12 protein-coding genes are annotated in these 14429 nt (G+C 66.5%); 9 read left to right on the forward strand and 3 right to left on the reverse strand.

Features of this window, described 5'->3' with window-relative positions; all coding sequences use genetic code 11:
- Positions 1-88: 88 nt before the first annotated feature.
- Positions 89-1645: an alpha/beta hydrolase gene (locus G6N55_RS00420; protein ID WP_139826688.1), complete on the forward strand. Its 1557-nt coding sequence runs from the start codon at positions 89-91 to the stop codon at positions 1643-1645.
- A gap of 60 nt (positions 1646-1705) precedes the next feature.
- On the opposite strand, the gene G6N55_RS00425 is transcribed toward G6N55_RS00420, so the two are convergent.
- A complete protein-coding gene (locus G6N55_RS00425) occupies positions 1706-1903 on the reverse strand; it encodes a hypothetical protein (protein ID WP_085220520.1) in 198 nt (65 codons plus the stop codon).
- A 537-nt stretch (positions 1904-2440) separates the two neighbouring features.
- Here G6N55_RS00425 and glnA (G6N55_RS00430) point away from each other — a divergent pair.
- The 8 genes from glnA (G6N55_RS00430) (at position 2441) to G6N55_RS00465 (ending at position 11355) form a co-directional block, all read left to right on the forward strand.
- Positions 2441-3781 carry a type I glutamate--ammonia ligase gene (gene glnA / locus G6N55_RS00430; RefSeq protein ID WP_085220519.1) on the forward strand — a complete coding sequence of 447 codons (1341 nt, stop codon included), beginning with the start codon at positions 2441-2443 and terminating at the stop codon, positions 3779-3781.
- Between the two features lie 51 nt (positions 3782-3832).
- Positions 3833-6817 (forward strand): bifunctional [glutamine synthetase] adenylyltransferase/[glutamine synthetase]-adenylyl-L-tyrosine phosphorylase, encoded by a 2985-nt coding sequence (locus G6N55_RS00435; protein ID WP_085220518.1) that lies wholly within the window; start codon positions 3833-3835, stop codon positions 6815-6817.
- Positions 6814-7458: a PaaI family thioesterase gene (locus tag G6N55_RS00440; RefSeq protein WP_085220517.1), complete on the forward strand. Its 645-nt coding sequence runs from the start codon at positions 6814-6816 to the stop codon at positions 7456-7458. The genes G6N55_RS00435 and G6N55_RS00440 overlap by 4 nt, the downstream gene beginning before the upstream one ends.
- Positions 7455-8315 carry a TIGR03619 family F420-dependent LLM class oxidoreductase gene (locus tag G6N55_RS00445; protein WP_085220516.1) on the forward strand — a complete coding sequence of 287 codons (861 nt, stop codon included), beginning with the start codon at positions 7455-7457 and terminating at the stop codon, positions 8313-8315. The genes G6N55_RS00440 and G6N55_RS00445 overlap by 4 nt, the downstream gene beginning before the upstream one ends.
- 32 nt (positions 8316-8347) lie before the next feature.
- Positions 8348-8569, forward strand: coding sequence for a hypothetical protein (locus tag G6N55_RS00450; RefSeq protein WP_085220515.1), 222 nt, complete (start codon positions 8348-8350; stop codon positions 8567-8569).
- Positions 8570-8602: 33 nt separating this feature from the next.
- Positions 8603-9100, forward strand: coding sequence for a hypothetical protein (locus G6N55_RS00455; protein ID WP_085220514.1), 498 nt, complete (start codon positions 8603-8605; stop codon positions 9098-9100).
- Between the two features lie 191 nt (positions 9101-9291).
- Positions 9292-10689: an FAD-binding oxidoreductase gene (locus tag G6N55_RS00460; RefSeq protein ID WP_085220616.1), complete on the forward strand. Its 1398-nt coding sequence runs from the start codon at positions 9292-9294 to the stop codon at positions 10687-10689.
- A gap of 54 nt (positions 10690-10743) precedes the next feature.
- Positions 10744-11355, forward strand: coding sequence for a TetR/AcrR family transcriptional regulator (locus G6N55_RS00465; RefSeq protein WP_085220513.1), 612 nt, complete (start codon positions 10744-10746; stop codon positions 11353-11355).
- Between the two features lie 485 nt (positions 11356-11840).
- Here G6N55_RS00465 and hchA read toward each other — a convergent pair whose 3' ends face one another.
- Both hchA and glnA (G6N55_RS00475) read right to left on the reverse strand, forming a co-directional pair.
- The gene (gene hchA / locus G6N55_RS00470) at positions 11841-12728 is read right to left on the reverse strand and encodes a glyoxalase III HchA (RefSeq protein ID WP_085220512.1); all 888 of its coding nucleotides are present in this window, start codon (positions 12726-12728) and stop codon (positions 11841-11843) included.
- Positions 12729-12892: 164 nt separating this feature from the next.
- Positions 12893-14329 (reverse strand): type I glutamate--ammonia ligase, encoded by a 1437-nt coding sequence (glnA, locus tag G6N55_RS00475; RefSeq protein WP_085220511.1) that lies wholly within the window; start codon positions 14327-14329, stop codon positions 12893-12895.
- Positions 14330-14429 lie beyond the last annotated feature (100 nt).

Raw genomic sequence — 14429 nt, forward strand, 5'->3', positions numbered from 1 at the left:
CGAACGCTGATTCGCGGCGGTGCCGCGCCGAGCCCGAGACCAAGGCGTGACCGATTCGCGCCGTCACAGGTATCGGAGGCTGCGACGATTGACAGCCATGTCGCGCCTGAGATTGTTGAGCTCGGCGCTGCTGTCGTTAGGCCTGCTGGTTGCGCTGCAACCGGCACTGCCCATGGCTGGTGCAACCCCGGAACCCGGTGAGGGTCAAACCCCGAATCCGGGGCCGCCGGCCGTGGCGTCGCCGACCTGGGGCAGTTGCAGCCAAGTTCTCACCGACAGCAGCGACGTCCCCACCGCACAATGCACCACCGTGTCGGTCCCGGTCGACTACAACAATCCCACTGGGGCACAAGCGAAGTTGGCGGTGATCAAGGTGCCGGCCACCGGCCAGCGGATCGGGTCGCTGTTGATCAATCCGGGCGGGCCCGGAGGGTCGGCCGTCGACATGGTGGCCGGGATGGCGCCGGATCTGCAGAACACCGACATCACCCGCCACTTCGATCTGGTCGGGTTCGACCCGCGCGGCGTGGGCCACTCCACCCCGTCGCTGCGCTGCCGCACCGATGCCGAGTTCGACGCATACCGGACCGAACCGATGGTCGATTACAGCCAGGCGGGTGTGACGCATATCGAGCAGATCTACCGGCAGTTGGCGCAGGAATGTGTGAGCCGGATGGGCAAAGACTTCTTGGCCAACGCCGGTACCGCGTCCGTGGCGCGCGATATGGACATGGTGCGTCAGGCGCTGGGCGAGGAGCAGATCAACTACCTCGGCTATAGCTACGGCACCGAGCTGGGCACCGCGTATCTGGAACACTTCGCCGACCACGTGCGGGCGATGGTGCTCGACGGCGCCATCGACCCGACCGTGGACCCGGTTCAGGAAAACATCAGCCAGACGGCGGGATTCCAAACCGCGTTCAACGACTATGCCGCGGACTGCGCGCACTCGCCGGCGTGCCCGCTGGGCACCGATCCGGCCCAGTTCGTCAACCGCTACCACGCACTGATCGACCCGCTCGTCGCCAAGCCGGGCCGCACCTCGGACCCGCGCGGCCTGAGCTACGCCGACGCGACCACCGGCACGATCAATGCGCTCTACACCCCACAGCATTGGAAGTACCTGACCAGCGGCCTGCTCGGGTTGCAGCGCGGCACCGACGCGGGCGACCTGCTGCTGCTCGCCGACGACTACCAGGGCCGCAACAAGCAGGGGCACTACGACAACGACCAGGACGCGTTCAACGCCGTCCGGTGTGTCGACGCGCCGGCGCCGACGGACCCGACGACCTGGATATCGGCCGATCAACGGATCCGCCAGGCCGCGCCGTTCCTGAGCTACGGGCAGTTCACCGGCAACGCGCCCCGCGATCTGTGCGCGTTGTGGCCGGTGCCGGCGACGTCCGCGCCGCACACCACTGCGCCGGTCGCGCTGGGGAAGGTCGTCGTGGTCTCGACGACGCACGACCCGGCCACCCCGTACCAGGCGGGCGTGAGCCTGGCTCGCCAGCTAAGCGCCCCGTTGATCACCTTCGACGGGACCCAGCACACCGCGACGTTCGGCGGCAACCAGTGCGTGGACAGCGCGATCGTGCGGTACTTCGTGACGGACACACCGCCGCCGGCGTTGCACTGCCAGCCCTGAGCCGACCGACGGGTCAGCGGGCGTGAGCCCCTTGAATGCCCCGGCGTGCGGGCTGCTTGATCACCTGGTGAGAGCGTCGTGCAGACCCTGATTGATCCGGTCCTCGGTCGTTTGCCCGGGGGCGGGGGGCGGCGTCTGGCAGGTGCAGCTGAGGTCGTTGAACGCGGGGTCGGCGACTACGGGTGCAGCTTGGCTAGCGGGTTGCGCCATGGCGACGCCGAGACCGATAGCTCCGATGGCTAGCAGTTTGGTGATCACGTTCAGTACCTCCTGGTAATGCGTCTTGCCATGTGTAACTGGCTTGACAGGTTACGTATTTCCGGCCGGAGAACGGTAGCCGCACGAGTCGGTTACTGGTTGGTGCGGTTACGCGGCGGGACTGCGTAACCCGGTGTTGCTCACTGCGCCCGACGGTACGGAGACGCCGCTGAACCAGCGCTGAGAAAACATCGGAATTCGGCCTGTAGCAGCTTTTGTGCGTACCGCAGGGGTTCTTTGCCGCAGGTTGTGGGGCTTTCGGCGACATTTGCTGCGGTCGTCCGGGGACGTTCCGGGCACCGCTGCGCCCGGCTTGGAATGCTGCGGCGGCACCCGGTGGCCGTCGCGAACCGCCCGGCCGGCCTGAGGATCGGATCGGCCGTGAGGCGCAGACAGCGACACACCGAAGCGTGCCGGAACGGTGAGGGCCGCCACGGCGACCGGAAGGGCTGTTTGCGCTGGTGGCCGTAACAGTGGTGCCGAGCACTAAGCACCCGTGTAACACGGTATTAACAGCAATTGCCTACTGTTCGTCGTATGGATCGACAGAAGGAGTTCGTCCTCCGCACGCTGGAGGAACGCGACATTCGCTTCGTCCGGCTCTGGTTCACCGATGTGCTGGGGTACCTCAAGTCGGTCGCCATCGCCCCGGCCGAACTCGAGGGCGCCTTCGAGGAAGGCATCGGGTTCGATGGATCCTCGATCGAGGGCTTCTCCCGGGTTTCGGAATCCGACACCGTGGCAAACCCGGACCCGTCGACCTTCCAAGTGCTGCCCTGGGCGTCGCCCAGCGGCCACCACCACTCGGCGCGGATGTTCTGCGACATCACCATGCCGGACGGCTCGCCGTCCTGGGCCGACCCCCGGCACGTGCTGCGCCGCCAGCTGCAGAAGGCCAACGACCTTGGCTTTTCCTGCTACGTGCACCCCGAAATCGAATTCTTCTTGCTCAAACCCGGTCCCGACGACGGCACGCCGCCGGTGCCCGTCGACAACGCCGGCTACTTCGACCAGGCGATCCACGACTCCGCATCCAACTTCCGCCGGCACGCGATCGAGGCGCTCGAATTCATGGGCATCTCGGTGGAGTTCAGCCACCACGAGGGCGCGCCCGGCCAGCAGGAGATCGACCTGCGATTCGCCGACGCGCTATCGATGGCCGACAACGTGATGACGTTCCGCTACGTCATTAAAGAAGTCGCGATCGAAAATGGTGCGCGGGCGTCGTTCATGCCCAAGCCATTCGGCGAACACCCGGGCTCGGCCATGCACACCCACATGAGCCTGTTCGAGGGCGACGTCAACGCCTTCCACAGTCCCGACGACCCGCTGCAGCTTTCCGACGTGGGCAAGTCGTTCATCGCCGGGATTCTCGAGCATGCCTCCGAGATCAGCGCGGTCACCAATCAATGGGTCAACTCGTATAAGCGCCTGGTTCATGGCGGCGAGGCGCCGACCGCGGCGTCGTGGGGCGCGGCCAACCGGTCCGCTCTGGTGCGGGTGCCGATGTACACCCCGCACAAGACGTCGTCGCGGCGCATCGAAGTTCGCAGCCCCGACTCGGCGTGCAACCCCTACCTGGCGTTCGCCGTGCTGCTGGCCGCCGGACTGCGCGGGGTGGAGAAGGGTTATGTGCTGGGCCCGCAGGCCGAGGACAACGTTTGGGATCTCACCCCCGAAGAGCGCCGCACGATGGGCTACCGCGAACTGCCCACCAGCCTCGACAGTGCGCTGCACGCCATGGAGGCCTCCGAGCTGGTCGCGGAAACGTTGGGGGAGCACGTCTTTGACTTCTTCCTACGCAACAAGCGCACGGAGTGGGCGAACTACCGCAGCCACGTCACGCCGTACGAGCTGAGCACCTACCTGTCGCTGTAGCTCACACGGGGTGCCGCTTGGTCTAAGAGATCGGCGGGTTGCGCTACCGTTTTGGTCGTGACCCGACCAACGACTGAGCGCCCGAAGCTGCCCAGCGTCGGCCGGCTCGGGTTGGTCGACCCGCCCGCCAGTGAGCGTCTGGCGCAACTGGGCTGGACAGCCCGGGACGACAAGGCACACGTCGACCTGTTGTGGGCGTTGTCGCGGGCGCCCGATCCCGACGCCGCACTGCGCGCCCTGGTTCGGCTCGCCGAGAACCCGGACACCGGGTGGGACGAGCTCAACGCCGCGCTGCTCAGCGAACGCGCCCTGCGCGGGCGGCTGTTCTCGGTGCTGGGGTCGTCGCTGGCCCTCGGTGACCATCTGGTCGCCAACCCGAAGTCCTGGAAACTGCTGCGGGGCAAGGTCAAACTGCCGACCCGCGACGAGCTGCACCAGGCATTCGTCGACTGCGTGAACGACGCGCTGGCCGAGCCGAATTCGGTGGTGCCGCGGTTGTGCACGCTGTACCGCGACCACCTGCTGGTGCTGGCTGCCCTCGACCTGGCCGCGACGGTCGAGGACGAGCCGGTGCTGCCGTTCACCGAGGTCGGCGCCCAACTGTCCGACATGGCCGACGCGGTGCTGGCGGCGTCGCTGCGGGCGGCCGAGGTCACCGTGTGCGGCGACCGGACGCCGCCGCGGCTGGCGGTCATCGCGATGGGCAAATGCGGTGCCCGCGAATTGAACTACGTCAGCGACGTCGACATCATCTTCGTCGCCGAGCAGGCCGACACGCTGTCCAGCCGGGTGGCCACCGAGATGATGCGGGTGGCATCGACGGCGTGCTTCCAGGTGGATGCCGGGCTGCGGCCGGAGGGTCGCAGCGGTGAGCTGGTCCGCACCGTCGAGTCGCACGTCGCCTACTACAAGCGCTGGGCGAAAACCTGGGAGTTCCAGGCGTTGCTGAAAGCCCGCGCCGCCGTTGGCGATTCCGAACTCGGCAAGCGCTATCTCGACGAGTTGATGCCGATGGTCTGGATTGCCTGCGAGCGCGAGGACTTCGTCGTCGAAGTGCAGGCCATGCGGCGCCGTGTGGAGCAACTGGTGCCGTCCGAGGTTCGCAACCGCGAGCTCAAGCTCGGCAGCGGCGGACTGCGCGATGTGGAGTTCGCCGTGCAGCTGCTGCAGTTGGTGCACGGGCGCAGCGACGAGTCCCTGCACGTGGCGTCCACGGTCGATGCGCTGGCCGCCCTGGGCGAGGGCGGCTACGTCGGCCGCGAGGACGCCGCGAACTTGACTGCCTCGTATGAGTTTCTGCGATTGCTCGAGCACCGGCTGCAACTGCAGCGGCTCAAGCGCACCCATCTGTTGCCGGAGGCCGACGACGAGGAGGCGGTGCGCTGGCTGGCGCGCGCGGCCCACATCCGTCCGGACGGCCGCCACGATGCGGCCGGCGTGCTGCGCGAGGAGCTCAAGCACCAGAACGTGCGGGTGTCCCAGCTGCACGCCAAGCTCTTCTACCAGCCGCTGCTGGAGTCGATCGGGCCGCCCGGCTTGGAGATCTCGCACGGCATGACGCCCGAAGCCGCCGAGCGCCAGCTGGCCGCGCTGGGCTACGAGGGGCCGCAGACCGCGCTGAACCACATGTCGGCGTTGGTCAACCAGAGCGGCCGCCGCGGGCGGGTGCAGTCGGTGCTGTTGCCCAGGCTGCTGAACTGGATGTCGTACACGCCGGATCCCGACGCCGGGTTGCTCGCCTACCGCCGGCTGTCCGAGGCGCTGGCGTCGGAAACCTGGTACCTGGCCACGCTGCGCGACAAGCCCGCCGTAGCCAGGCGGCTGATGAACGTGCTGGGGACGTCCAGCTACGTGCCGGACCTATTGATGCGCGCGCCCAGGGTGATTCAGGACTACGGCGACACGCCGACCGGCCCCAAGCTGATCGAGACCGAGCCCGCCGCGGTGGCTCGCGCGCTGATCGCCTCGGCGGCCCGGCATCAAGATCCGGTGCGGGCCATCGCCGCCGCCCGCACGCTGCGCCGTCGCGAGCTGGCGCGCATCGGTTCGGCGGACCTGCTCGGCATGCTCGAGGTACGGGACGTGTGCCAGGCGCTCACGTCGGTGTGGGTGGCCGTGCTGCAGGCGGCACTGGACGCACTGACCCGGGCCAACCTCCCCGAAGACCGCAAGGCGCCCGCGGTGATCGCCGTCATCGGCATGGGCAGGCTGGGCGGAGCCGAGCTGGGCTACGGGTCCGACGCCGACGTGATGTTCGTCTGCGAACCCGCCAGTGGCGTCGAGGATTCGGCCGCCGTCAAGTGGGCGACGACGATCGCCGAGCAGGTGCGCACCCTGTTGGGAACGCCCAGCGTCGACCCGCCACTGGAGGTCGACGCGAACCTGCGACCGGAGGGCCGCAGCGGCGCGCTGGTCCGCACCCTGAGCTCCTACGCCGCCTACTACGAGCAGTGGGCACAGCCGTGGGAGATCCAGGCGTTGCTGCGCGCGCACGCGGTGGCCGGTGATGCCGAATTGGGTCAGCGGTTCCTGCTGATGGCCGACAAGACGCGCTACCCGGCCGACGGCGTGTCCGCCGAGGCGGTGCACGAGATCCGCCGGATCAAGGCCCGCGTCGAATCCGAACGACTGCCACGCGGCGCCGACCCCAAAACCCATACCAAGCTCGGTCGCGGGGGACTGGCCGACGTCGAGTGGACGGTGCAGTTGCTGCAACTGCAGCACGCGCACGAGATCCCGGCGCTGCACAACACGTCGACTCTGGAATCGCTCGACGTGATCGCCGAGCAGGGGCTGGTGCCCGCGGACGAGGTGGACCTGCTGCGCCAGGCCTGGTTGACCGCGACGCGCGCCCGCAACGCGCTGGTACTGGTTCGCGGCAAGCCGACCGATCAGCTGCCGGGGCCCGGACGTCAGCTCAATGCGGTTGCGGTCGCCGCGGGCTGGCACAACGACGACGGAAGTGAGTTCTTGGACAACTATCTGCGGGTAACCCGGCGTGCAAAAGCGGTGGTGCGCAAGGTGTTCGGGACTTGAGTCAGGGAGCCGGCGCGTTCGACGCGATGTTCGAGGTGCTCAGCGCCGCCGAGGCTGATCGGGTGACGGGTCTCTACGCTCCGCTGGCCGAGGCGGTTCGCGAACTCATCGACGCCACCATCCGCACCGAGGCCGACGACGATGCCGTCGCTCACGCGCGCACTCAGATCGAGGCCGTCACCCAGCTGCTGCGCCAACGGACCCGGCCGGTCGGAGTCACCTTCCGGGTCGGTGATCGTCCACTGCCGTTGGGCAACGCGGCGATCGGCTTGTGCAACCCGATCGCCCCGCCGGTCGTCGTCCACCACGACGGTAACGGGCGCTGCTGGAGCGAGTTCGTCCTCGGGTCGGCCTACGAGGGCCCGCCCGGCCGGGTGCACGGCGGCGTGAGCGCCCTCGTCCTCGACCACATGCTCGGCGAGGCGGCCAGCGAGGGATTGTCCCGGGCGCGGTTCACCGGAACCATCACCGTGAAGTACCTGCGCGGCACACCCCTGGGCCCGCTTCGTTGCGACGCCTGGATCGACCGCACCGAAGGCGCCAAAGCCTTTGCGAAGGGCTCTATTTCGGATGCGGAAGGGGTGACCGTGGAGGCAGAAGGCGTCTTCATCGAGCCGGCGTGGGCGCGGGACATTCAATGAAGTTCTACATCAGCAGTGCGTTCCTGAACACCCGGGAGATCATCGAGATCGCCAAGGCCGCCGACGAACTCGGCTACGACGGCATCGGCATACCCGATCATGTGGTGAACCTGGAGACGCTCGACACGCCGTACCCGTACACCAAAGACGGCGAACGACGCTGGCAGCCGTTCACCGACTGGCCCGACCCCTGGGTGCTGGCCGGCGCCCTGGCGCAGGTCACCACCCGGCTGCGGTTCGTCACCACGGTCTACATTCCCGCGATGCGCAATCCCTACTCGGCGGCCAAAGCCATTGGTACCGCGGCGGTTTTGGCGTCCGGACGCATCGAGCTCGGTATCGGTGTCGGCTGGTGCCGCGAGGAATTCGCCCTGATGACCGAACAGTTCGACGCCCGCGGCAAGCGCACCGACGAGATGATCGAGCTGATGCGGGCGCTGTGGGCGCCCGGCTGGACGGAGTTCGACGGCGACTTCTACAAGACGCCGCGGCTGGAGATGCAACCGACGCCGCCGCCGATACCCGTCTACGTCGGCGGGCTCAGCGACGCCGCTTTGCGCCGCGCCGCACGCAACGACGGCTGGATCGGCGATCTGATCAAGTCCGAACACGCCATCGAGGCGGTGGGCAAGCTGCGTGAACTGCGCGCTCAAAAGGGTTTAACCATGGATGATTTCACCATCCTGACGCCACTCACCGACGCCTTTACCACCGCCGACTACCAACGCGTCGCCGATGCCGGTATCACCGGCATCATCACGATGCCATGGATGTTCTACTCGGGACCCGACGCCACGCTCGACGACAAGATCGATGGCATGCAGCGCTTCCGCAAGGATCTCGCACTCGACGGCTAGACGGCGAGTTCGGTCGCCGCCATACTCGATGCATGCCCTTCACGGTTGTGTTCAGCAACGGCGAACCGCGCGACTACGGCGTATTCGACAAGTACGAAGTCACGGATGCGGGCGTGTTGGTCATCGACATGCATCGCGAGGACGTCAAGCGGCACTACATCGCTCCCGGAAGTTGGCTGGAGGTTGTCGATATGGCCGACGGGCAGCCCGCCGGCGCATCGCGCGGGATCTTGGGCGTCAGACCTACCCGCTAATCCGCCGCGACGATTCTGCCCAGGGGAGGAAACATGAGGCATCAAACGTGTGTGGTGGCCGCGGTGACCGTCGGTGTGGTCGTCGCGGGCTGCAGCAGTTCGCCGGGGCCGAGCACCGCGTCGGGCACCAGTACCACGAGCGCGAAGACGGTCACCACCACGGTGTCGCAGACCCCGACGGCCTCGGCCGCCGGCACGGATCTGCGGTCGCTGATTCCGACGCCGGCCAGCACGCAGCGGACCGACGGTCCCGATTCCATCGCGGACAACGGCATCCATCTGCACTTCCTCGTCACCGGCTCGCCGAGCGATGTGATGCCCGGTTATAAGACCGCGCTGGAGGCCGCGAGCTGGGCAGTGACCGTCGAGAGCTCGGGCGGCGGTCGCGGCGGCGGTGGTGCGACCTACACCGGAACCAACGGCAGCACCTACGGCGTGTTCTCCGGTGGCGGCTACGGCGCCACGACCGACATCGATGCGTGCGCGTGGCCGGCCAAGCCGGCCAACCCGGACTGCGGTCACCACCAATAGCGGCCGGGCCCCGGCGGTACCGCGCGTTATCGCCCAGCCTTTCAACACCTTTGACGCCAGTCGCGTCCGGCCGGACGGCGTTTGGGCGCCTGGCCTGGTTGTGTCTCCCTGCCTTGCTCGTGCACGCCGTTGAATAAATCGGTATGGTCATACCGTATAGATATACCGATCAGAAGTGAAAGGGACCGGAGATGGAATCGTGGCGTAACAATATTTCGGTGCTTCGGGGCGTGCTGCGGGGACCTGTCTTCACCGCTGACGACTCGGCGTTCGACAGCGAAGTGGCGGTGTTCAACATGGCGGTGCGGCACCGCCCCGCGCTCGTGGTCGGTGCTACGGGCGCCGGAGACGTGTCCGAGGCCGTCAGGTTCGCGGCACGCAACGGCCTTAATGTCGCGGTCCTCAACACCGGTCATGGACCGACCGTCGGGGCCGACGCGGACACATTGATGATCACGATGAGGCGGATGTCGGGAATCATCATTGACGCCGAAAAGCATTGGGCCCGAGTCGATGCCGGAGTTCGATTCGGTCAGCTGGTCGACGCCGCCGCACTCTACGGACTGGCTCCGCTGCCCGGTTCCTCGCCCGGGGTCGGTGTGGTCGGCTACACGCTGGCCGGCGGCGCGAGTTCCACGATGGGGCGCAAGTACGGCTGGGCCGCCGATCATGTCACCGCCATGGATGTGGTCACCGCCGATGGCGAATTACGCCGTGTGTCATCCGAATCAGAATCCGATCTGTTCGGCGCGCTGCTGGGTGGAACGAGCAACTTCGGGGTGGTCGTCGCGATGGAGTTCGGACTCTTCCCGGTGACTTCGTTGTATGCCGGCGCGCTCTTCTATTCCGGTCAGCACACCCGGCAGGTACTGCAGGCTTACCGAGATCTCACTGCGTCCGCGCCTGACGAACTGACGACCGGCTTCGCGCTGCTGAATCTCCCGCCGCTACCCGGACTGCCACCATTCATGAAGGGGCAATTGACCGTATCGGTGCGGATCTCCTATGTCGGGGACGCGTCCGCCGGCTCGGCTCTGATCGATCCGCTGCGGGTGGCGGCCCCCGTGCTGGCCGACAGTGTGGCCAGCATCCCGTACAGCCAGTTCGCCAGCATCAGCAACGACCCGACCGATCCAGCGCCCGCCGTCGAGCATTTCGGGCTGCTTCGCGAACTGACCGATGACACCATTGACGCGATCGTCGACGTGGTCGGTCCCGATTCCGGCAGCGCGATCAACATCGTCGACATCCGGCATCTGCAAGGAGCTTTCAGCAAGCCGGCGCCCTTCCCCAACGCCGTCGGCGCGCGCGACGCCGCGTTCGCCATGTTCGGTCTGACGGTGGTGCCGCCGGGACGGGAAGTGGCGGATTACCGTGACTCGGGCCGCGAACTCCTTGGGGCACTGCGTCCGTGGCTGCACGACATGACCAACCCGAGTTTCGTAGGTCCGGCCGACACGCTCGATGATCGCATCAAGCGGGTCTATCACCCCGAGGTCTACGACAAATTGCAGACGGTCAAGGAACACTATGACCCGTACAACAGGTTCCGGCTCAACCACAACATCCCGCCGCGGTTCGCCGCGTAAGGGCGCGGCCGGTGTTTGGCTTGATTGAGCTCGGTATTACCGTACCATATAGTAATGGCTGTTGATCGTCGAATCCGACGAGCCGGCGGTGCGCGCCGCGCCGCGGCGGTCCAAGCGGCCGCCTCGGTGCTGGCGGATCGGGGGTACGAAAATGCCCGCTTCGCCGATGTCGCGCAGGCAAGCGGCACGGCCATCAGCACGCTGCAGAACTACTTCGGCTCGCGCGAGGACATGCTGATCGAGGCGATGCGGTACACGACCGAGTCCGAGGTGGCCGCCTTCGAGACGGTGGCCGATGCCGAGAGCGACCCGTGGAATCGCCTGGTGGCCATGATCGACCGCAACCTGAACACCCCGGTTCGTAACCACCAGCTGCTGCTCGAATTCTGGCGCTCGGGCATCCGGGACGAGGAGTTGCGTGATTACGGCGAGGAGGGCTGGTCTCGTTACCGGGCTCCCTTCGTGCGAACCGTGATCGAGGGTCGCGACGCCGGCGTCTTCGCGCCGGTGGTCGCGCCCGAGGACGTCGTCGATCTGCTGTTCGCCACGCTCGTCGGCGCCATGATTCCGCGGGTGCTGCGCTTTCCCAGTCCGTCGGCCGATCGCTTCCGAACCGCGTTGCTGCGCCAACTTGCCGGGACGCTCGGGCGCCCCGGGTACGAGTAGGCCGGCGTTCAGCGCCCGGCGGCCCGGCGAAACACTAACGGGGGATTGCCAGCGGCCGAAAACTCCGCGATGCCGCTGTCTGGTTTCGTTGTGCGCGCTAGGTCTTCGCGCAATGACATGACAGCGAAGGACTGCGGATGAGTCACGTGTCGCGCGGCCGCACGGTCGGCCTAGGGCTGGCAGCCAGCTCGATCGTCGCTGCGGCGATCATGGTGGCGGCAGATCCCATCGCCACGGCGGATCCAAACCCCACCCGCGCCGGCGTCGACGTGGAAGCAGCGGCGCTCCGCCTCCCGCCTCGGAGCCGGCAGCGGAGGCCTCACCACAACCGGCGGCCCCGGCGCGGCAGGCTCCCGATGGCTCCGGTCCCGGCCCGGGCGGTGGCATCGGCCCCGGCCGGCGGGGCGGACCCGGTCGCCAAGGACGTGGCCACCCGCGCGGGTGGTGTTCGTCTGCTGCGGACGCTTCTCGCGCTGCGGCTTCCGCTAGCTGGTGGAGTTCGATCGGACGGCTTCAACCAGGGCGCTGGCGGCGAGGTGACCCAGGTTGTTCGACGCCAGGGGGCTGTCACCGGTGAGCAGCTTGCGGTCTTGATGGACCTTGCCGGTCATGTCGTCGTTGAGGACGGTCAACCCCTGCTTGCGGAGTGCGTCGGCGACCAGCCACTGCATATGCCCTGGGAGGTAACCGATGTCGACGTTGAATCCCTCGTCGAGCGCATCTGGGAACACGCAGAGCGAGTATCCCTTGAACGGCGACTCCGTTTCGCCCTGGCCAACGGACAGCAATGCCGCCGGACCGCGGCACAGGGTGATGATGAATTTGTCGTTGGCCAATGCCCAGTCGAGGGTCTGCGCCACCGCGCCGGCGGCCGGCAGCCCGATGACCGCGCCGTGGCCGCCGGGGATGAAGACGGCGATGTAGTCCGAATCGGCGCCGAGATCGTTCTCGACGACCTCGGCGAGCTTCTTGGGTTGCTTGAGCTTGGGCTTGAGTGCTTCGTAGGTCTGCAGCACGGCCTTGTCCTGGCCGGGCAACGCCCACCATTCCAGCTTCGCCGGATAGCCGGCGATCGTGGCGACGTCGACGTCGAAGCCCGCCGTCAGCAGGTGGTGCAGGGGAAGCAGCATCTCGACGGGATGATTGCCAGTGGAGAACATCTTGCCGTTCTCACAAAGCAAGTAGCGTTCCTCGGCGGCGATCATCAGCACCTTCCACCGGCCCTCGGTGTAGGCGCCTTCGTGCTCGACTCCGTCGAAGTCGGTTGTGGGCCGGGTGTACTGGGTCAGCGAATACGGCGAGGGAAAGAACGCGTTGTCCTCGGCGCGATCCGGTGTCGGGTCCTTGCTGAGATCATCTGCATCGTACGACATTTCGTGTCCTAACTGTGTTGTGCCGGAGCGCTTCAAATCTCAGACTTCTTGACCGTAAACCTAGTCTGCGGTTCACAACATTGATGGAATTGCCCGACAACCCAGGCAATAACGAACACCACCCGCGCGGAAATCCGCGCGGGTGGTGTTCGTCTGCTGGGTGGTTACACGTCGTAGTACAGCGCGAACTCGTAGGGGTGCGGCCGGATCTGGACCGGCAGAATCTCGTTGTCGCGCTTGAAGCTGATCCACGTCTCGATCAGGTCGGACGTGAAAACGCCTCCCTCAGTGAGGTATTCGTGGTCCTCTTCCAGCCGGTCGATCACCGCGGACAGCTGAGTCGGTGCCTGCGGGATGTTGGCGGCCTCTTCCGGCGGGAGCTCGTAGAGGTCCTTGTCGACCGGCGCCTGCGGCTCGATCTTGTTCTTGATGCCGTCCAGGCCGGCCATCAGCATGGCCGCGAACGCCAGGTACGGGTTGCCCGACGAGTCGGGGCAACGGAACTCGAGCCGCTTGGCCTTCGGGTTGCTGCCGGTGATCGGGATACGCACACACGCCGAACGGTTGCGCTGGCTGTACACCAAGTTGATCGGGGCCTCGAAGCCCGGCACCAACCGCTTGTATGAGTTCACCGTCGGGTTGGTGAAGGCCAGCAGCGACGGCGCGTGGTGCAGCAGGCCACCGATGTAGTGGCGGGCGGTGTCCGACAGGCCGGCGTACCCGGTCTCGTCGTACATCAACGGGCTGCCGTCTTTCCACAGCGACTGGTGGGTGTGCATGCCGGAGCCGTTGTCACCGAACAGCGGCTTGGGCATGAACGTGACCGTCTTGCCGGCCTGCCACGCGGTGTTCTTGACGATGTACTTGTACAGCTGCATGTCGTCGGCCGCGTGCAGCAGCGTGTTGAACTTGTAGTTGATCTCGGCCTGGCCGCCGGTGCCCACCTCGTGGTGGCCCTTCTCCAGGCTGAAGCCGGCCTTGATCAGGTTTTGCAGCATCCGGCCGCGCAGGTCGACGTAGTGGTCGACCGGGGCAACCGGGAAGTAGCCGCCCTTGGGGCGCACCTTGTAACCGCGGTTGGGGCTGCCGTCGTTCTCGGTCGGCTCGCCGCTGTTCCACCAGCCCGAGATCGCGTCGACCTCGTAGAAGGAGCCGTTGGTGCGCGAGTCGAAGCTGACCGAGTCGAAGATGTAGAACTCGGCCTCGGCACCGAAGTAGGCGGTGTCGGCAACGCCCGTGCTCTTCAGGTAGTTCTCCGCCTTGCGGGCGACGTTGCGGGGGTCGCGCGAGTACGCCTCGAGGGTGAAGGGGTCGTGCACGAAGAAGTTGAGGTTCAGCGTCTTGGCTTCAGTGAACAGGTCGATCTGCGCGGTCGCCGGGTCGGGCAACAGCAACATGTCCGACTCGTGAATCGACTGGAACCCGCGAATCGACGAGCCGTCGAACGCCAGGCCATCGTCGAAAACACTTTGGTCGAAGAACGAAATCGGGATCGTGAAGTGCTGCATGATGCCCGGCAGGTCACAGAACCGCACGTCGACAAACTCGACGTTTTCGTCCTTGGCGAGCTTGAAGACGTCGTCGGGCGTCTTTTCCGTCACTGAAAGCTCCTTTGCTTGATAATCCGCGGCCTGACGCTATGGAGATGATGTTGCCCGCCCGTCAACCCCGTGTTGCGCGCAGGTTACTTGACCACGCGTC

The organism is Mycobacterium florentinum, from assembly GCF_010730355.1.
Lineage (GTDB): Bacteria > Actinomycetota > Actinomycetes > Mycobacteriales > Mycobacteriaceae > Mycobacterium > Mycobacterium florentinum.

What these genes read in the sequence shown, in the direction of transcription:
- G6N55_RS00450 (WP_085220515.1), top strand. Translation starts at nt 8,348, where the DNA reads ATGCCCTTCACGGTTGTGTTCAGCAACGGCGAACCGCGCGACTACGGC.
- hchA (WP_085220512.1), bottom strand. Translation starts at nt 12,728, where the DNA reads ATGTCGTACGATGCAGATGATCTCAGCAAGGACCCGACACCGGATCGC.
- glnA (WP_085220519.1), top strand. Translation starts at nt 2,441, where the DNA reads ATGGATCGACAGAAGGAGTTCGTCCTCCGCACGCTGGAGGAACGCGAC.
- G6N55_RS00455 (WP_085220514.1), top strand. Translation starts at nt 8,603, where the DNA reads ATGAGGCATCAAACGTGTGTGGTGGCCGCGGTGACCGTCGGTGTGGTC.
- G6N55_RS00465 (WP_085220513.1), top strand. Translation starts at nt 10,744, where the DNA reads ATGGCTGTTGATCGTCGAATCCGACGAGCCGGCGGTGCGCGCCGCGCC.
- G6N55_RS00460 (WP_085220616.1), top strand. Translation starts at nt 9,292, where the DNA reads ATGGAATCGTGGCGTAACAATATTTCGGTGCTTCGGGGCGTGCTGCGG.
- G6N55_RS00445 (WP_085220516.1), top strand. Translation starts at nt 7,455, where the DNA reads ATGAAGTTCTACATCAGCAGTGCGTTCCTGAACACCCGGGAGATCATC.